The sequence below is a fragment of the Paenibacillus sp. MY03 genome (genome assembly GCF_002165585.1).
Lineage (GTDB): Bacteria > Bacillota > Bacilli > Paenibacillales > Paenibacillaceae > Pristimantibacillus > Pristimantibacillus agaridevorans.
In genome coordinates this window covers 139,121-159,743 of sequence record NZ_MXQD01000009.1, presented here as the reverse complement: position 1 = coordinate 159,743, position 20,623 = coordinate 139,121, and the positions used below count along the sequence as shown (strand labels likewise).

Annotated in this window: 11 protein-coding genes; all 11 read right to left on the bottom strand. The window is 52.5% G+C overall.

The annotated features are described in order from the left end of the window. Window positions 1-13 precede the first annotated feature (13 nt). On the bottom strand, window positions 14-913 hold the full coding sequence (locus tag B1748_RS11170; RefSeq protein ID WP_087567979.1) for an ABC transporter permease: 900 nt from the start codon (window positions 911-913) through the stop codon (window positions 14-16). Window positions 914-1,010: 97 nt separating this feature from the next. Then, on the bottom strand, window positions 1,011-2,756 hold the full coding sequence (locus tag B1748_RS11165; protein ID WP_087567978.1) for an extracellular solute-binding protein: 1,746 nt from the start codon (window positions 2,754-2,756) through the stop codon (window positions 1,011-1,013). Window positions 2,757-3,028: 272 nt separating this feature from the next. Then, window positions 3,029-5,005, bottom strand: a complete 1,977-nt coding sequence (locus B1748_RS11160; RefSeq protein WP_087567977.1) for a YjhG/YagF family D-xylonate dehydratase — start codon at window positions 5,003-5,005, stop codon at window positions 3,029-3,031. A 30-nt stretch (window positions 5,006-5,035) separates the two neighbouring features. Then, on the bottom strand, window positions 5,036-6,493 hold the full coding sequence (gene gucD, locus B1748_RS11155) for an alpha-ketoglutaric semialdehyde dehydrogenase GucD (protein ID WP_087567976.1): 1,458 nt from the start codon (window positions 6,491-6,493) through the stop codon (window positions 5,036-5,038). A gap of 30 nt (window positions 6,494-6,523) precedes the next feature. Then, complete coding sequence (locus B1748_RS11150) at window positions 6,524-7,399, bottom strand: fumarylacetoacetate hydrolase family protein (RefSeq protein ID WP_087567975.1); 876 nt, start codon at window positions 7,397-7,399, stop codon at window positions 6,524-6,526. Window positions 7,400-7,494: 95 nt separating this feature from the next. Further along, entirely contained in the window at window positions 7,495-8,271 is a 777-nt protein-coding gene (locus B1748_RS11145; protein ID WP_087567974.1) for an IclR family transcriptional regulator, read from the bottom strand. 261 nt (window positions 8,272-8,532) lie between these two features. Next, window positions 8,533-14,403: an S-layer homology domain-containing protein gene (locus B1748_RS11140; RefSeq protein ID WP_087567973.1), complete on the bottom strand. Its 5,871-nt coding sequence runs from the start codon at window positions 14,401-14,403 to the stop codon at window positions 8,533-8,535. 179 nt (window positions 14,404-14,582) lie between these two features. Continuing rightward, the gene (locus tag B1748_RS11135; RefSeq protein ID WP_087567972.1) at window positions 14,583-16,190 is read right to left on the bottom strand and encodes an extracellular solute-binding protein; all 1,608 of its coding nucleotides are present in this window, start codon (window positions 16,188-16,190) and stop codon (window positions 14,583-14,585) included. 40 nt (window positions 16,191-16,230) lie between these two features. Next, window positions 16,231-17,121: a carbohydrate ABC transporter permease gene (locus tag B1748_RS11130; RefSeq protein WP_087567971.1), complete on the bottom strand. Its 891-nt coding sequence runs from the start codon at window positions 17,119-17,121 to the stop codon at window positions 16,231-16,233. 12 nt (window positions 17,122-17,133) lie between these two features. Beyond that, window positions 17,134-18,075: an ABC transporter permease gene (locus B1748_RS11125; protein WP_087567970.1), complete on the bottom strand. Its 942-nt coding sequence runs from the start codon at window positions 18,073-18,075 to the stop codon at window positions 17,134-17,136. Between the two features lie 239 nt (window positions 18,076-18,314). Next, entirely contained in the window at window positions 18,315-20,549 is a 2,235-nt protein-coding gene (locus B1748_RS11120) for an AraC family transcriptional regulator (protein ID WP_087567969.1), read from the bottom strand. Window positions 20,550-20,623: the final 74 nt, after the last annotated feature.

The following is a 20,623-nucleotide window of genomic DNA, read 5'->3' as shown; positions in this document are numbered from 1 at the left end:
GGCTTCTCTCCTCCTAGAAGATTCGGTATCTAGCAAAGTAGTATGCGAAGAAATAAGAAGCGGAAATGAGAATCAGCGACACAATCGACTTAAAGAACCCAACAGCAGTTGCAACGCCATATTGCGCGTCCAGCAAGCCAATTCGGTAGACAAAGGTGTCCAGAATGTCTCCGCTTTCGTATACTTGAGGACTGTACAGGTTAAACACTTGATCGAACCCGGCATTCAGGAGCTGCCCCAAGCTCAGTACGGACAGGAGGACGATAACCATCCTCATGCCAGGCAACGTAATATGCCAGATCTTGCGCCATCGATTGGCGCCGTCAATCGTTGCCGCTTCGTACAAGCCGGGATCGATCCCGGTAATTGCCGCGAGGTAAACGATCGTTCCATAACCGAAGTTCTTCCAGACGTCTGACCCAATCAAAGTCGTAGGGAACCAGTCGTTATCGCCGAGGAAAAAGATTTTGGGCAATCCCAGCGACGTTAGCAGCCCGTTCACGATTCCGCCCGACGGAGACAAGATATCAACCAGGATGCCTCCGAGCACGACCCAGGAAAGGAAATAAGGCAAATAGATGGTCGTCTGCACCGTGCGCTTTAGCACGGCGTTCTTGACTTCGTTAAGCAGAATCGCGAACACAATCGGCACAAGCAAACCAAGAATAAGCTTGGAGCCCGCAATCAATAGCGTATTTAACAGCACTTGCGAGAAGCTGGGCAAATGCATGACATATTCGAAGTTGGACCACCCGATCCATTGTTGGTCGCCGAATAGACCTTTGGCGGGGATAAACTTTTGGAATGCGATTACGATGCCGGCCATGGGGACGTAAGAGAATAGTATGATGAAAACAAGCCCCGGCACGATCATCAAATGAAGCGGCAGCTCTCTCCTTGTCTTGGCTCCCATTGGATGTTGTCCCTCCCATTCAGTCATAAAACATGGAGGACAGAAGCTGGAACCTTGTTGCCTCTGTCCTCTTCATTACTATGCCGTTACTTCCTCTTTATTTTGTTGCCGCATACCATTCGTTGACCTCTTGCGTAATTTGATCTCCGCCGAGTTTATTCCAGTCATCAACGAATTTATCAAAGTTTGAAATGGGATCGCCTAATATAATTTTGACAAACACTTCGTTCTGCAGCTTCTCCAGCGTAGCTTTGCGCTCCACCATCGTCGGCGTCGGCGCTCCGACAAACTTCTCAAGCAGGAACTGATTGTTTTTGTCGTATTGATCCGTTATTCCCATGGAGCCTTGCTCACTGTAGATTCGCTCCCAGCCCCAAAGCGCAAAGCCCTCTGTGGAGCCGGAATAGTAAGATTCCATTTTCTCTTGAATCGTCTTTGCTTCCCCGATCAGCTTAGACATATCGCCGCTTTTGCGGGCCTCATCGATGTCGCGGAACGCCTCGACATTCTTTTTCAGAGGGTAAGGGGTGACAGGCGATAACTGCCATACGCTTTCTGCCTCCGGCGGCGCGAAATAGTAATCGAAATCTCCCGTCTCTCCCCAGTTTTTCTCCATGTGCATATTAAAGAGCTTGATAAGCGCTTCCGGATGTTTCGTTCCTTTCTTAACCGCAAAGAATCGCGTCGTGCTGAATTTAAGCGGCACCTTCGCCATCTCTCCGGATTCAGTAACGATTGGGAAAGCCTGCCATTCTGCATCAGGGTCGTTGTTTTTGTTGAGTTGAAGCGGATAAATCGAATTCCATTGTTCGCCGTATTGCATGCCAATCTTGCCGGCCGCGATCAGCTCGGATACTTTGCCGCCGTCTTTAATGCCGAACTCGGGATCAATCTGACCATTCTTTGCCATATCCTGAAGCGCTTGAAGCGCATTTTTAACTTCAGGCTGAATGCTGCCAAACTTGAGTTTGCCGGATTCATCTTCCAGCCAAATGTTCGGGAAAGCGTTAAATCCGGCAAAGAAGCCTTCCAGCCCCATTGCTCCGCCCCATACATTTTTGGTGAAGCCGATGCCGTACGTGTCCGCCTTGTTGTTGCCGTCGGGATCCTTTTCCGTAAACGCTTTGGAAATCGCCAGAACGTCGGCCATTGTCTTTGGTTGCTGCAAACCGAGCTTCTCCATCCAATCCGTGCGGATCCAGACGAACATGGAGCGCTCGATAGATGCCTCGACAAGCGGAACCGCCATCAGCTTGCCATCCAGGGTTACGGCGTCGAAGGGGCTGGAGCCCTCTTGGGTGAGCGCATCCTTTAACATTGGAGAGGCGTACTTCTCAAAGATTTCCGTCATATCTTCAATCTGATCGGAATCCGCCAGCTGTTTGAGCTGCGTCGCGTTGACGGGAATAAAGTCGGGAAGATCTCCCGAGGCAAGCGTCACATTGATCTTTTGCAGATATTGATCCGAGCTGACATCGCCTTTCACTACCCAATCATTGACGATTTTAATGCCCAGTTCTTCTTCGTACACACGCGTCCAGCGGTTGTCTTCCAACGTCTCGTCTTTCAGGACGCCCAATACGTTGTTCTCGACCACATCGCTTAGATGACGTACGAACGATACCTCGATCGGCGGATCATATTTGCCGAACGGTCCGTCATTTGCTCCACTGTCCGTATTCGCTTTGCCTTCATTCCCGGCATTCCCGCTTCCGGCTGTCGCCGTTGGTTGTGCCGTGCTTTCTGCCCCTTTGTTCCCGCCTGTACAGGCAGTAATAGCTAACGATGCGAGCAGCAGAACTGTCAGCCCCTTCAGCGCTATGCCTCTCCCTTGCTTATCCATGCGTCCTTCCCCCCAAGTTCATATAGTCTTGCAGGAGCTCCCTCTTGTATACGTTTTCAGTATATGTGCTAGATCAACGAGCCACAATGTGCAACTCTTTACTTGCTTACCCGTTGTTTACCTATTTGTAAGCGTTTTATTTGTTGTTGAGAAAACCTTTGGCGAGGCCTTTCGGGGATAAGCGAGCGCAGCATAATATATTATTGAGCAAAATACAAAGCGGTTGTTCCCGTACGGGACAACCGCTTCAAAACTGTTCCTTGCGGTAGAGACTATCGGTTCAATGCTTTCCTTCCCGCTTCCAACAACTCGACTATCCGATCTACGTCGTAGACGCCGCCTCGCCAAATTCCGCCGCTGGCTGCCTGAAGCGCGGCCCACAGACGAGTATCGTCGGGCAGATCCGGATCGGGCGACAGCAAGGGATGAGCCGGGCGTTCATACAACCGCCTAGCCCCTTCGACTTCATCGAAGCGCTCTTCCCCCTCGCCTACGAAGTTGATGCTGCCTTCCAGTTGGTTAAGATCTACAACAATGTCGATCCAGTCCCCATCGCGCAGCTTCGCCACAGGACCGCCAGCCAGCGCCTCGGGGCCGATATGCCCGATGCATGCACCGGTCGACACGCCGGAGAATCGTGCATCCGTGAGCAAGGATACCTCTTTGCCAAATGGCAAATGTTTCAGAGCGGAAGTAAGCTGATACGTCTCTTCCATCCCTGTCCCGCTAGGCCCCCTGCCGATCAAAACCAACACGTCGCCAGCCGATATCCCCCCTGTTTTTATCGCTTTAATCGCGGCGCGCTCGGTCGTGAACACTTTGGCTTGACCCAGGTGCCTGTATATACCGTTGTCGCTTACGACCGAAGGGTCGATTGCCGCCGACTTAATGACCGAACCTTCCGGAGCGATATTGCCGATCGGGAACGTTACGGTTGAAGCCATTCCAGCCGCTCTGGCGCTTTCCTTCGTATAGATGACCGTTTCGGGGTCGATGCCGTCGGAGCGGAGCAGCACCTCCCGCATTCGTCTTCTTCGCTCGGACGACTCCCACCAATCCAGCACTTCGCCCCACGTCTTGCCCGATACGGTGAGCGCCGACTCCTCCAGCAGTCCAAGTCCCCTTAGACGGAGCATGACTTCCGGCACGCCGCCCGCCAGGAATGCGCGAACCGTCGTATGTGGAATGGGGCCGTTAGGCAATACGCTGACAATACGAGGCACGCTGCGATTGATGTCCGCCCAGTCGGCTACATTGGGCACGCGAAGACCCGCAGCCTGCGCAATCGCCGGGATATGCAGCAGCAGATTCGTCGAACCCCCGAAGGCGGCATGAACGATCATGGCGTTGCGGATAGAAGCATCGGTCAACACCTTTCCAACGGTAAGTCCTTGCTTTGCGGCGGACATCGCAGCCCTTGCCGATTGACGGGCCAACTCTGTCCATACCTCCTGTCCCGATGGTGCCAATGCAGCATGAGGGACCGTCAATCCCAGCGCCTCCGCCACGACCTGGGATGTTCCCGCTGTCCCGAGGAACTGACAGCCGCCGCCCGGCGAAGCGCATGCCCGGCACCCCATATCCGCCGCTTCTTCCAGCGTCATTTCTCCGCTTGCGTATCGCGCGCCGATCGTCTGTACCTTGCCCGCGTCTTCTCCAAACGTCGGCGGCAGAGTAACGCCTCCGGGCACGATGATGCCGGGTAGCGAAGGGCTACCTGCAAGAGCTAGCAGCATGGCGGGCAGACCCTTGTCGCAAGTGGCAACACCGATGACGGCTTTGCGGGTCGGCAGCGAACGGATAAGCCGCCGAAGTACGATCGCGGCATCATTTCGGTAAGGCAGCGAATCGAACATGCCTGCAGTTCCTTGAGACCGGCCATCGCACGGGTCGCTGACATATCCGGCGAACGGAACTCCGCCTGCGGAGCTGATCTCCTCGGCTGCCGCCTGCATCAGCAGCCCGACTTCCCAATGCCCCGTGTGGTAACCTAACGCTACCGGTCTGCCATCATCCCGACGTATGCCGCCAAGCGTACTTAAGAGCAGCACTTCCTGACCCCCCAGGCGCGATGGCGAAAGCCCCATCCCGACATTTTGCGACCAGCCGAACAAATCCCCGCTTGGGGACTCTCGAAGCAGCTCCGGCGTAAGCGGCAACGAACCGGCCGGACCCGAAGCATGGGTGGAAATTCTGTAGACTTCCTCTCCTCCAGGCTCTGCGATATTACACCAATCATTATGCAGCATGACTTGCTCCTCCTCATGGCTGGAAGTCGATTACGGTTTCATAAATACCGTCTTTATCGAGGTATAGAATTCAATTGCCGCCTGTCCTTGCTCCCTGGTGTGGGAGCTGGACGCTTTCATGCCGCCAAACGGCGCCTGGAGCTCTACACCAGCCGTCTCCGCATTAATGCGGATCAGCCCGGCATCCATATCCTGAATAAAAGCCAGCGCGCTGGCGATATCCTTCGTATACAGCGAAGCGCTAAGACCGTATGGAACATCGTTCGCCAGTTCAATCGCATCGGCCAAATCATTCGCTTTAATCAAGGCCAGCACGGGTCCGAATATCTCCTCTTGCGCTATTGCCATACGCGAAGCGACGTTCTCGAATATCGCAGGCGTAATATAATAGCCGTTGCGAAGCTCCTCCTCCTCGGGCTTGGTCCCACCGAACGCCAACGTCGCTCCCTCCTCGACCCCGGTCCGAATGTAGTCGAGAACCGTCTCGTATTGCTTCTCGTTTGCGCACGGTCCCAGCCACGTCGACTCCGACAAGCCGTTTCCCACGCGGAGCGTTGCCGCTTTCTCGACCAGTTTGTCGCGGAAGCTGTCATAGATATCCTTTACGACGATCACGCGGCTCGTCGCGGTGCATTTCTGACCCGAGGACTTGAATCCGCCGCTGATGGTCGCATCTATCGCCAGGTCCAGATCCGCATCGGCAGCTACGATGATGGGATTTTTGCCGCCCATCTCCAGCTGATATTTCGCCCCTCGCGCAAACGCAGCCTGTCCCACAGCCTTCCCGGTCCCGTTGGAACCTGTAAACGTGATGCCTTGCACGTCGGGATGCTCGGCCAAGCCCTGCCCGATCTCTCTGCCGCTCCCGATGACCAGATTCAGGACGCCGCTTGGCAGCCCGGCTTCGTGGAAGCATTCCATGACCAGCGCCGCGGTGACAGCCGTCTCGGAAGCCGGCTTCCACACGACAGCGTTGCCGTAGATCAGAGCAGGAGCCAGCTTCCAGATCGGAATGGCCACGGGGAAGTTCCAAGGCGTAATCGCGCCGACTACGCCAAGCGGAACGCGAGTTGTGAACATAAAGGCATCGGAGTCCGTCGCGGGGATGACATCGCCGATCTTTCTCATGCCTTCGCCGGCGTAATATCGCAGTATTGCTACTCCCCGCGCTGTTTCCCCCTTTGCTTCCGTCAGCGTTTTGCCCATCTCCAGCGTCATTATGCGGCCGATCTCGTCCAGTCGCCTTTCCAGCACATCCGCCGCTTTGAATAAGAACGCGCCGCGCTGCGAGCCGGCGAGCTTGCGCCAGGCTCCCTGCGCTCCTTTCGCCGCCGCCACAGCTCTATCGAGATCTTCTTTCGTCGACAACGGAATTTGGCCCACGATTTCCTCCCGATTGGCAGGATTGACGCTTGACGTTGTTCCTCCGTATTGCGGCGGCATCCACTCTCCGCCAATGTAATTCGAGCAGCTCTTTACAACCTCCATATTCTGAACTCCTCCTCTTTTATTTCGCAATCAGGCGACTACTGTATTGATTAACGTTCCAATAGATTTAATTTCGATTTCGATACGATCGTTCGGCTGCAAGGTGAAGTCGTCCGGCGGAACCAGACAAGTGCCCGTCAGAAGCACCGTCCCGTCGAACAGCAGATTGTCCCTCTTAAGATAGGATACAAGCTCCTCCAATTTCCGCTTCAGCATTCCGGTATTCGCCGCAATGTCGACAACGATCTCCTCATTGCGATAGATTCGCAGCTTCATCTCCAAGTCATAGGGATTCGCAGTCGTCTCTGCGAGCCGAATGGCGGGCCCGACGGAGCAGGACTGCCTCCAAATCTTGGCTTGCGGGAGATACAGCGGGTTCTCTCCTTCGATATCCCGGCAACTCATGTCATTGCCGATCGTGTACGCCACGATATCCCCTTCGGCATTTAGCACGAGTCCCAGCTCGGGCTCCGGCACTTGCCATGTCGAATCGCTGCGAAGCTTGACGGTTCCTCCCGGACCCACCGTTCGGGCGGACGTAGATTTAAAGAACAGTTCCGGTCGTTCGGCATCGTATACAAGATCGTAGAAAGTGGCGCCTGCATCCCCCTTACCACCGGTCGCTTCGTAGTTGCGGGCCTCGCGGCTGCGCTGGTAGGTGACGCCCGCCGCCCATACTTCGGGAGCATCCACCGGAGGAAGCAGTTCGAGAGAGCGCCAATCTCCTTGCAACGGCGTTTTTTCCGCTATGTCGGCAGCAATTGCCTCGAGCGTCGTCATGCCGAGCCGCTGCGCCCTGCTGAACAACTCCCAGACATCCTTATCTTGCAGCCTATAAGCCACTTCATTGTCGCCGACCGCCGCGAGCGCATTCCGATCCCCGTCCAAATACTGAATTAACCTCATTAACACCACTCCTTGTTTTATAATATAGTACACGGTTTTATAATATTGCTATAATAAAACCTCCACGGAGGTCTCTCAATAAAGAGCGACCTCGCTTAGAGGTGGGTTTTATCGCCTAAGTTGTATCCCAGCCTTCGGGAAACTTCCGCTGCTGTTTGTTGCAATTCTGCTATCAGATTCTCCAGCCCTCGATCGTCGACACGCGACCGTAACGTAGATACGCTGATGGCCGCCGACGTATGCCCGCGATGATCAAAGACGGGAACGGCCGCACATCTGACGCCGATCTCATTCTCCTCATTATCGACAGCGTACCCGCACTCCCTTACGAGTTCCAGCTCTCGGCGGAACTCGACCGCATCGGTAATACTCTTTGCCGTAAGGCGAACGAATTCGTATCGTTTAAGAAGTCCGTCAAGCCATGCATCAGGCTGATAAGCGCTTAATAGCTTGCCTACGGAGCTGGTATGCAGCATGACGCGCCTGCCTACACGGGAGTATCGAATTGGAGCAAGTTCGCCCTCCACCTTGTCAATATATACGCCTTCGTCGCCATCCAATATGACCAGATGTGTCGTCTGCCCCGTCCTCTGCGTGAATTGCTCCAGGCTAGGCTTGGCGACTTGCCTAATGTCCATCGATTGCAGCACCTGTTGCCCCTTCTCGATTAGCCGCAAGCCAAGTCGATATTTCCCCGAATCAGCGTCTTGCTCCATATAGCCGCGAGCCTGCAGCGTCCTCACCAACGAATGAACCGTACTCTTATGCAAGCCCATCCGGGCGCCGATCTCCGTAATCTTCAGCTCCGGTGTCCGTTCGTCGAATAAATCCAGAATGAGCAGTGCCCGTTCAACGGCTTGTATGATTGGCATAACCGCCTGCAACCACCTTCATGTTCGAATAGCTTCTGTAACCGTATTCGACGTCTTTTTTCACATTCCTGCTTGATTCGAAATTATATGGCGATTGGAGGCTTGCCGCTCTTGCTTTGGCAGTACGGCCACATCGAAATTATTGGCGAGGAATTCATTGGCCGTAAAGCCCGGACACTCCTTACAAAGTGTCCGGCTTATAGGTGCTTGTTTTTTATTTATCGCCGCGTGAAGCATTGACCTTGCTTGCGGTTAATAAATCTATCTTTCATAGATTCTAAAGATAACTACAGCCGCCTGCGCCCTAGTAGTTGAACCCGTCGGGTTGAGGGAAGAGCCGTCTCCCCTAATAATCCCCTCGTTTATCAATGCCGCCGCGCTGTCCCGCGCGTATTCCGCAACACTTGAAGCATCCAGGAATCCGCTTAGATCCTCCGCGGTTCCTTTGGACGGCAATTTACCGGCGAGCTTGAGCGCTCTTGCGACGATTACCATCATATCCTGCCTGGAAATCTCGCTCTTTGGATTAAAGTTGCTTCCGTCCACGCCGGTTACGATGCCGAGCCGCTTCGCGATTAGCAACGCCTCATAATAGTAATCATCGGTGTGGATATCCAGGAAGCTTGCCTCATCGTCCGTTTCGGCCTCGAAGCCGAGCGCCCTGACCAGCAAGACGACAAAGTCCGCTCTCGTTATATTTTTGTCCGGACTAAAGCTAGTATCGGACGTGCCTTTGATAACGCCATTCGCATACAACTCGTCGATCGCTTCAGACGCCCAGTCGTACTTGCCATTGCCAACATCCTTAAAGTTATGGGGCTCAAGCGTAGGCTTCGGCGTTTGCGTTGGTGTCGGTGTCGGTGTCGGTGTCGGTGTTGGTGTTGGTGTCGGTTTCGGTGTCGGTGTTGGCGTTGGTGTTGGCGTCGTTTCCGGCGGCGACCACGCGGATTGTGTAGTCGCGTTTACCGTCGGGCCATCCGTGCTCCAGTTGCCAGCTGCGTCTCCCGCCTGCACCGAGAATGTATATGCCGTGCTCGATGAAAGTCCCGTCACTTGATGGGAGCGTACCTCTCCACCGACTGCCGCCACTTCCGTAGCGCCATTAAAAATTTTATACCCCGCGACTCCCGTGTCGTCGGAAGCTGCCGTCCAGGCCAATGTGAGACTGTAGGTAGATACGGAGGAAGCCGTCAACGCGCTTTCTTCCGCCCAAGTCGGAGCCGCAGTATCCGTTTCCGTCAACGTGGTTACGGTAACCGAAGGACCGTTCGCGCTCCAGTTGCCTCCGCCGTCTCCGGCTTCTACTTTAAAGACGTATTCTGTATTCGGAGCTAAACCTTCGACCCGGTAAGTCAATATCGTTCCGCCCACGGTCGCGATTTCTTCCCTATCATTGAAAATCCTGTACCCCGTAATCCCGGACTCATCCTCGGCCGCCGTCCAAGTCAGCGTAATTTCCCTCGTTCCGACGCCGGATTCCGCAAGTACGCTTTCTTCCGGCCACACCGGCGCCGTCGTGTCGGCCGACGGCAATGTCCTGACCGTTGCGGTCGGGCCGTCCGTGCTCCAATTGCCTGCCTCGTCTCCAGCTTCGATCTTGAAAACATAATCGGTGTCCGGAGCCAATCCGACGACGTCGTAGGAGCTTGCCGCTCCTGCCACAGCTGCCAGTTCCTCGGAGCCTTTATAAATTTTGTAGCCCGTAACTCCTTTGTTATCCTGCGCGGCGGTCCAGGTCAGCGTAAGCGTGGTCGTCGCTATGTTAGAGACCGCAAGGGCGCTGCCTTGCTCCCATGTCGGCGAAGCGGTGTCCGGGCTTTCGCCGTCTACCGTAATCGAGACTCCATGCACGTGGATCGACGCTGCGCCTTTTGCAATCGTCAACGCAAATTTACCGTTATCGACAGCTACTGTGACGGCAACGCCTAACGCCCCCAGCTCCTCGTCTTGGTTAAGGTAGTCTTGCGCTAGCGCCGCAAGGAATTCCGGCTGCGTAACGCTTGTATTCGGCACTATGACGGTCGAACCGATCAGTCCGGCTGCCTGCTCAACCGCCAACTGATCCGCGCCGATCGCCGAAGAACCCGTCGACTTCACAAAGATTATATCGTTGTATGTGACTTGCAGATCGGAAGCGCTTAAGTTATTTCCGTATAATAGCAGTTTTGCGTCTCTAAAGAAATCCGGCGTAAACGTGATCGGCACGGTTGCGCCGGGGCTGCCGCTCATAATGGTATAGCTGGCCCCGTTATTTGTCGAGAAATACCCTTGTACATCGTTGCCCGTCTTTACGACCCGCAGGAAGTAATTGGTACCGCTCAAGCTCGTTCCGACGGTCTGATTGTTGGAATTCGTCGAGCCCGACAACCCGGAACTCACGACCTTTATGCTGTTGTCCAATTTAGTAGCGGCAAGTCTAAAAAATTCGCCGGTTTCCGCTTTGCGGATGCCGATGCCGACCTGCGTCGCGTTCGTTAATGCGGCGTCGCTAAGCGGTTTGTCCACCGTCAGCTTTGCCGTCAGCGTCCAGTTTCCTTCCGCCGATCCCGGCAATTGCAGGAGATTCGTGCTATTGGGATACGGCGGATCCTGTTTGACCGTATGCAATGTCACGTTCCCCTCCGGATGGAAGCTGAACGCTTCTCCGCTTGGGTTTCCGATGCTCCAGCCATCGGGAAGACCGTCTGCGAAGTCGAATCTTTGCGTCTTGGTGAACGCTACCGTAAACGTCTTGATCGATTGTCCCTTGATAAAGCGTATGATTGCCGTATCGCTGACGCTGCCGGCTTGCGCGATGCTGACCTTCACGCTTGGATCATTGGAGGACGCGGTCACGACCGGCACTTCCGTACCCGCAACCGTGTACGTATAGTCAAGCTTATCCTGCGAGAAGCTTACGGGCAGACTGCCATCGACAAAAATCGTGTAAGTCGTTAGTACGGGAGGCGTCAAAGAAAGCAAATCGGCATACATGATATTCGAATCCTTGGCATAGGCGGCCAAAACGACTTTAGCCGTGCCGACCGGCTCTTGATAGACAAAAGATTCGTTGTCGCTTTCATGCCAGTCCGCGACTCTTACATGAAGAGGCTGGAACGAAGCCAGGTTTAAAGGCCCGCCTTGCAATATCCGTCCGATAAATTTACCGTTCTGCCAATAACCGGCATCCCCGGCTTCGCGCTCCCGATAAGGCTCCGGCATATCGCGGCCGCTGATCGGCGTCAGCGCCAGCTGTTCGCCCTCGCTATCGTAATAAACCAATGCAACCTCTACATCGCCTGGATTGTCCGCGGCAACGTCGTAGCTCTCCGGACGATGTTTCATGGACATAAAGTGTCCCTTGAAGTTGTAGGTTTCTCCGGCAGTCAGCGTACCGGTCACGTCCTGCCAGATGCCGTCGTATTGATTATCGGCATCGATCCGGTTGGCCAGCTTCGCGGATCCCGCTATTCTCGAAGTCGCATTGTTCTTTAAATAACGAGACAGACCCGTGTAGCTTTGAATCGTGTCCGCGGTAAGCTCCGGACCCGCTACGGATTGCAGGAACGTGCCGTTATCGTATCGACCTGCCGCCCAGTTGCTCGTATCGGAAGAATTCACCGTATCAAAGTCGCCGTTAATCAACAAATTGCCCGGTATAGAAACCGTCGAATTGTTGGCGGCGGAGCTCCAGTCGGAATCGTTGGCCCCGAACAAGAATCGGTCGACTACGATCGGGCTGCCGCTTGTTTCCGATACGATATACAAATCTTTATGGCCGTAAGCGCTGAGGTCGCCCGTAGATACCATATCCTGGTATTTGCCGTACCCGTTATTGGCCGGCACCGAAATACGCGCCACCTCTCTGCCTAACGAACGGATGTCGTTCGCATCGCCTACATGCGTGCCTACCGGCACAACATAAGCCGCCAGATCGCCTCCATTGACAGCCTTGGCTTGCGCCGTTAGATAAAGCAGATGCCTGCGGACTACGCCGCCGTTCGCGGAACCATCCGCAAAGTTGATATTGCCGTATGCCAGGTAGCTGTCGTTGCCCATAGCGACGGCTTCATTGGCGCGGCCTGCATGGCCGGCCTCGTTTCCTTGCACGTCATTGTCGTTTCTTTCTGCCTCGAGCGAAGAGAAAATATCGCGTTCGCCGTCCAGACTGTCAAAAGTCGCGTATGTGCCTTGGGATGGAACAATCGTAACGACGCTAGCCGAAGGAATGTCGATGACAAACTTGCCGTTTACGACGGGAATCGTGCCGAGCTTCTCCTGATTCTCGCTGGCGGAAGTCCGGAATACGGTCACGCTCGACGTGCCTGCCGGGAATTGATTGAGCGTGAACTCCAGCGGTTGAATGCTATCGTCGTTTTTGGCGTTGGATATCGTAATGGAGAAATCCGTATTGCTGCGGAAACCAACGATGTTAATGTCTTGCGCCGGAGCGCGCGTTACATCGAAGCGCTTGTCTCCCGGATTCATAAAGCGGGAGAAATGCCCGAAGCTGTAAAACCGTTTGAAAATCCGGTATTCCCCGGTCAATGTGCTAATGCGCCCCGGCTCCTGCTGGGAGTTCGTTGTGACGAAGCGGATCAAGTCGGAACCGTCGACGCCGTTGTTATCCCACATGCTCCACCAGATGAAGCCATTGAAGCCGGGATTGCTTGTAAACATATTGGTCATCAGGTTGGACCAACGCACCGCGTCGTTGATGTTCTGATTGCCGTACCGATTGGTATAGGCGCCGGCGGAACCGTCGCCGGTATCCTGGTTCATGAACTCCGTCTGCCAAAGCTTGTATTTGGTCAGATACTGCGGATACGAGTTGCCCGCCGTCGTATAATCCATTGGCGTCTGCGAGAAGCCGCCCGTATGATACAGCTTGTTCTCGTCCGTGCCGATCCCTGTCGTACCGTACAAGTGAGTCGAAAACACGTCAAGAAACGGATTCTTCATCGTGGCAGTCGCTTCATCGACTTGGGAGAACATCTGACCGCCTCTGCTCAATGAAGCGTTAAGGTTCGTCCCATCCACCGCAACGAGCTGAGGGATAAAGTCGATGGCTTCGCCGTCGGGATTCTGGATATCGTACAGAGCCCCGCCCGGTTCTACGGCTGCTTTCAATGCAGGGCCGACATATTCGTTGACCAGCTCGGTTACATAAGCCGCGCTTCCGCCCGCCAAGTCCACCTCGTTAAAAGGCCCTACATGGGTAATCGGAATCCCCCATTGCTCCCACATGCCTTTTACGTAATAAACCAAATAATCGGCAAACGCCTGATAATAGATTTTCACTTGCTTGCCATCGATAATGGCCACATCGTTGCGAATAATCTTGCTCGGCGAATTGGATGAGGAGTTGCTCATCCAATAGGGCACCGTCCACACGCATGCATAGAATGTCTCGACGCCGTATTGCATGGCTTGACGCATCGTCCATACTTGGTCGAAGTCGAATAATTCCTTCCTTGTGCGCGGCGCGTTCTTGATGACAACGGGATCCGCGCCTTTGTCGCTAAGCAGATTGGTCGGGCCGCCGGCATCGTTCGGGATCGGCTCGTTCCAGGATGGATAATTCCACACGAAATCCTCGAGCGGCACCAGCGTGCCTGGTTCATGCGCCGGCTCGTTCGGCCAGATGCTGTCGGTGTTGCCGTCGTAATAGCGATTCTCGGCATCGATTTTATAGCCGTATTGACCGGCCGTCCCCCTCATGGGGATGGGATTGCCCTCTATATCGAATCCCGGATTCGCGACATCCGCGGGCAACGAGGTTACGGGGTTGAATCCGGGGCTTGCAGCCGTACCGCTTGCGGCGACGCCTCCGTTGTCTCCGATCATGACGCGAACGATATCATGCCCCGTACCGTTCTTCTCGTCGAAGGTCATATCCAGCAATCTTCTGACCGTATCCTGATGACCCGCGGATGCGAGCTGCATCATTTGTGTGGAAGGCGTATAGGCATAGGCCGCGCCTACGCCATCCATGTCTTGGTATGTTGTATACCAGTTCGCTGTTACCGGGGCGGCATCTGCAGCGGCTTGAACCGTACTGCTCATGGACAGGGATGCCGGAGCAACGATGGATGCCGCCAATGCGGCAGCCGTCAACTGCGCAAGAGTCCTTCTCCTAAATCGTGTTAACATGATAAGTCTGCCTCCTTTTTATGAAATCTCCAATAATGAACGCGCTTACATTTCGCTGAAGTATTTATGTACCGTTACGTGGCATCCGCCTTTTCCAATGTCGGTCGCTGTCTATTCCCGCGTACGCATGATCGATTCCCCGCCGACGAGGCGGAGAATCGAGTTCATGCCTGCGATTCTTATTTCGTGGCTTCGAATGCCTGGCGTTTCTCGTCCATGACTTCTTGTCCGCCGATTTTCATATAATCGTTGACTTCGTTATCGTAAACCTTATCGAAGTCTGCCGGTTTTGCCGTTATGACTTTAACGAAAATTTCATCCGTCTTCTCTTTAAGAGTCGTGGCGTATTTAATTTCCGCTTGAATCGGCGTCGTAACGCTAGGCTTGATCACGCCGTCCTTGGTACCCATCTCGAAGCTGGCGACGGTGAAATCCTTATAATTAGGGTCGGATGCGTTTACCGCAAGGTTTAGTTTCTCGTCTGTCGAGCTTGCGAGCTTGCCGTTCAAAATGATGGCGTAGTCCGTATAGTTATAGAGCGTTTGTTTCGCTTCCTCGTTATCAAGCACTTGCGGCACGCCATCTACCATTTCGTAGGTTTTGCCTTCCGTTCCGTTTTGCAACGGAATGAAGTTTTCGGGCATGGCCATCCAATCCAGATACTTGACTACGGCTTCGGCGTTTTTACTGGTTTTTGGAACGAAGATGTACATTCCGTTTGGCGAATAAAGCGCTTTGGGCGTTTTCCCGTCAGGAGTAGTAAACGGATTGATCGGAACGACCTTCGCGTTGGCATCTGCTTTGCTCACCTCGGCCAAGTAGCCTTGGTAGACCGGCTCGTTCGTATTGGCCGTGCCCGATCCAACCACGCCGTTGATCAAGTCCTTTTGGAACTTCTGGAAATCCTTGTTCATCGTCAACGGGAAATCCGGATCGATCAAACCTTCGTTATACAGCTTGTTCATGAAGCGGAACGCTTCCTTGTTGCCCGGCAGCAGCCAGTCCGGCGTCGCGTATAGATCGGCATCCGAAATTTTATCCCATTCCCAGAACGAGTATTGAAGCGGCTTGCTATGGAATGGATCGATGTTGCTATAAGGAATGACCTTGTCGCCGGACTTGCCGGGCTTCTTCTCTTTAAACGCCTTCAGCGTATTGTAGAATTCATCCGTCGTTGTCGGAATCGGCAAGCCCACCTCATCCAGCCAATCCTGGCGCATGATTGTCGTGCTTTCCGGCAAGAGAACCCGGCGGGCCGGAATCGCGTACTGAACGCCTTCGAATTTACCATAATTCAGCACGGTTTCGCCCAAAACCGTTTTCAGGTTTTGCCCGAATTGCTCGAGATAAGGTCCAAGATCGGTCAAACCGCCGTCTTTGACGTATTTCTGCACCGTTGGCGTATCATACGTATAAACCAGATCCGGAGCCTGATTGGCCGCCATCAGCACATTCAGTTTCTCTACCTCTTGAGTCCGCGGTACGGTTACAAATTCGACTTTAATATTGTTCGGATCCCCGAAATTCTCTTGAATGTAATTCGTCATGAAATTGTCCGTGATCGGCGGGGCGCCGGCCGGCGTATTATTGCGGTCGAACAACTCGATGCGCAGCGTGATGGGATCGCTCTTAGGCGCTTCCGTTGCAGGATTGGAAGTTGGATTGGTTGTCGGCTTGCTGGAAGGCTCATTCCCTCCCGTATCGTTACCGGAGCATCCGGCAAGTATGGATGTCGATACAGCCACCGCCATTAGCCCGGCTGACCACTTTTTGGACTTTGCATTCATTTGACCCGCTCCTTTGAATGATTGTAATCCTGCTTCAACACTATCCTTTGACTGCGCCGATCATCATCCCGGATACAAAGTATCGCTGCAGCCATGGATATACTAACAAAATCGGAATCGTGGCAAACATAATGGATGCCGCCTTAAGACTTTCGGGGACTGGCGCGATCGTGCCAATGCCCTCGAGCATGCTGTTTACCTGGCTATTCATGACCATTTCGTAAAGTCGGAGCTGCAGGGGGTACAAATTAGAGTTTGTAATGTAAAGCAAGGCATCCATAAAGCCGTTCCACCGTCCGACTGCATAAAACAAGCTGATGGTCGCCAACACGGGAAGCGATAATGGCAAAATAATGCTTAGCAACACTCGGAACTGGCTGGCGCCATCCATTCTGGCGGATTCCTCCAGCTCCGACGGGATGGAGCTGAAGAAGGTCTTGACGATGAGCAAATAAAAAGCGTTGATGGCGCCCGGAAGAACCAGAGCCCATACGGAATCGAGCAGGTCTAAATTTTTTACGTTCAGATACTCCGGAATCATGCCGCCGCTGAAAAACATCGTAACTACGATTACAAAGAGAAAGAAGTCCCGCCCTCTGAGATTCTTTTTGGTTAACGGATAGGCAGCCATAACGGTCATGGTCATGGCAATTACAGTGAATAACGACACCATGCCTATCGTAAATCCAAGCGATCGAATCATCTGAGCATTGCCGAATACGGCTTTATAAGCCGTCAAATCGATATCGAGCGGGATAAGCGTCACTTTGCCTGCCATAATGGCGCTGTTACCGCTCAGCGACAAGGCCAGAATATGAACCATGGGCGCCAAACAAAGCAAGCTTGCAATGGAGACGACGAAAATAAGCACGATATCCAGCCATTTGTCGCTCCGCTTCACTCGAACGCCGGAATAATTAGAGCTTGTCACGATTATCTCCTCCTACCATATGCCCTGATCGTTGACCTTGCGGGAAATCAAATCGGCAGACAGGAGGAAGATCAAACCGATGACCGCCTGAAATAGTCCAATAGCCGTAGCTATTGTATAACGGGCCGATTGGATTCCGGTCTTGTACACGTACGTACTGATGACCTCCGAAACATCGGTGACGAGCGGATTGCTTAATACGAACGGCCGGTCGAAGCCGATGCTGGCCATATGCCCGATATTGATGATGAGCAAAATAATAATGGTCGGCTTTATGCCCGGCAACGTGATATGCCATATCTTCCTCAATCGGCTGGCGCCGTCTACATCGGCCGCTTCATAAAGATCCTTGTTGATTCCCGTTAAAGCCGCAAGGTAGATAATGGTCCCCCATCCTGCATTTTGCCAAATTCCGATACCTAGATACGTAAATACCCAATACACCGGATCTGTCAAAAACGGGATGGTGCTCAGGTTAAAGGACTTTAATACATTGTTGACGATACCGGTATTGGTCGCGAGCAATTGGATCGCGATGCCTCCAATAATGACCCATGAGATGAAATGCGGCAGATACAGCACCATCTGCGCACCCCTCTTAAACCAATGGACCCGAAGCTCGTTAAGGATGATGGCCAGCAGGATGGGAAGAGGAAAGCTGACCAGCAGATCGAGCAAATTCAGCATGAACGTATTTCGCAACGCCAGGTAAAATCCTTGCATCTGGAAAATTTCCCTAAACGTCTCGAAGCCGATCCATGGACTATCCCAAATGCCTTTAAAAATGTTGTAATCCTTAAACGCGATGACGGCGCCTAACATCGGTACGTACTTGAATGTTACGAAAAACACCAAGGGTACCAGAATCAAGATGTATAGCTGCCAGTCTCGGAGCAAGGAGCGTAACGGCAGTCGTGGTGCCGTCCTGCGCACCGGCTTGGTTGTTATGGCCATCTACCTCCTCCTTAAAGTTAGTCGTTGCCAACGGCCCATGCATGGTTAGGCTCTGCTTACAGGCACTAATGTATCATCGAGCCCGCTTGCTTGAACATTGACAATAATTAAGCTCCTAACCAGCAGCTTTCATGCAAAAATCGACTTGATTTTGAGCTGATTTGAATCGTCTTTACCTTTATTGCAAAGCTAACAGGCCCCTGTTTCGAACGCAAAACCCGCTAAGCATCAGCCCTCTCCTAACCTTTTCGTTGCGTACGATAGATAGCTCTGTACTCGCCTGGCGGAAACCCGAATATTTTCTTGAACGCCCGGTGGAAGGAGAGCACATGTGCGTAGCCTACCCGCTCGGCAATGATTTGTATGGCATCATCCGAATCCACGAGCAGCTTCCGCGCATGCTCGAGCCGAACCTTTAAGACGTAATCGATAAACTTCTCTCCGGTCTCCTTTTTAAACAAAATGCTTGCATTGGTTGAAGGCAAATCGAAGGTATCGCTCACGGCAACGAGAGACAAATCCGAATCCGCAAAATGATGATCGATATACGCCTTCATTCGCATCGCGATCGATTTGTTGCTGTTGCTTTCGCGCTGCTGCTTTAATTGCACGGCCAGTTCTCCTAAAACGTCCTCAGCTCCTTGGCAGAAATCCGACAACGTCTCCGCTAAATTGGCAAGCTTCTCGAAGCGGTTACGATAATTGCTCTCCCATACATTCACAATATCCGGCGGCATGAATGATATTTCTTTGTCCAGATGCAGCATCAGACTCGTTATAAAGGCGACTAGTTCCGACCTTCCGAGTCTCTTGCCCCGCAGATCGCCGACCATCTGCTCGAACTTGTCACGCCAGCCGTCATCCCCCTTTCTAAGCAGGTGAATCATTTCCGGCATCATGCCCATTACAACGTAAGTATCCATGTCCGACTTTTGCTGGGCCATTAGTCGATCAATCACGCTATTGGTTCCAAATACAGCTTTCAGGCAAACATGGGAAACGGCAATGCGATAGGATGTCGCGACTTGAGTTACGTTTTCCACGCATGCGCCTATTCCGACGGATATGGTAAATTCCAGATTGTCTTGTATCCAATTCTTGTATACGTTGCATATCTCATAGATCTTGTCTTCATAGGGAAGATCGCATTCTTTAAGAAACAATACCACCGCCGCCTGATGCTGATCCGTCCAAGCGAAGTGCAGCATTATGTTCCTTTCGCTTGCCGATTCCTTGAGGGCGCTTTCCAGGATATACTTGAGCAAGTGTTGATCGCTGGGTTTGTAATTTTCGGAAAACATATGGTATCGGTCTATCTCTATAGAAAGGGCGCATACTCGGTCGTAGTCGATTGGAAGTCCCAGCACGGGAGCCTCGTTGTCCCACTCCGAGGCGCTAATAACGCGTTGACCGGCAATAAGCTCCTGGATAAAAATTCTTTTGCGATGAATGGCCTCCGCCTGCTGCAAGGAGTTATAATCCATCGATTTTTGCAGCAAATTTTCGAATGCCGATTCAATGATGTTAAATTCGTTTGACCTTCTTTTCATGCCGTTGCCTGCGCCCTTTTTAATCCCGATCGACGAATTGATCTTCTCGACGAGATTATGGATCGGCTTGTAGTGGATATGCGTGATGATTGTAAACCAGATAAGGGCTAACACGATGATGACGAGGACAAGGATGAACCAGATGTTTGACAGCTGAGAGATTGCGGAGAAGCTTGCGGCATTGACGCTCTCGACCGAATAGGCCCACCCGGTATAATCCGATTTGGTTTGAAAGCTGGACACCGGAGTTTGACCGTCGGATACGTTGTGGAACTCTTTATTTTCGGAGTCGAGAATGTGGATTTTCGATTGCTCGAGTTCGCCGAATTGATTAAGGTATTCCATCATGGAATTGACGTAGATATTAATGACAATAATTCCCGTTTGCTGCGAGGGGTACTTATATTTTTTCATGAGAGAAACTACTTTTTGCCCATTGTTATTGGTAAACAGCGTATACTCGCGGGGTTCCGTCCATTTGTTTGGTTCGGCTTGACTTATGTTATCGCGGAGAAATTTGCTATCGGCGAAAGAATCGAGCGAGTACGTACTGGAATCGGACAAAATCATTTGATTCGATTCCCGGTACATATAGATGGAGCTTTCGAAAGGAAAGGAGGATTTGAGCTCGATTAATCTCTTTTGAATGACGTAATAATCATAAATATTTTTCGTTCGCTGAGAAAAATAATCCATAATATGCTGGTCGGTTATCAACGCGCTAACCGAATTTCGTTCAATCAGCTTCAGATTGACCTCGGTATACTTCATCATCTGCGTGACGATCGATCTATTGGTCTCCAGATATCTGCTCTCGGATTGATGGTTTAAGGTCGTAAAGAATACAATGATTACCGAAGAAATCACCACAAAAAAAATAGGCGTGTAGGACAACATCAAACGATAATACCAGTTTAATATCATTGCAATCCGCCTCCGCTCTCGATAAATAAAATTGATAGCGCTTACATTCAATCGCTGTCTCCCGCCGCTTATTC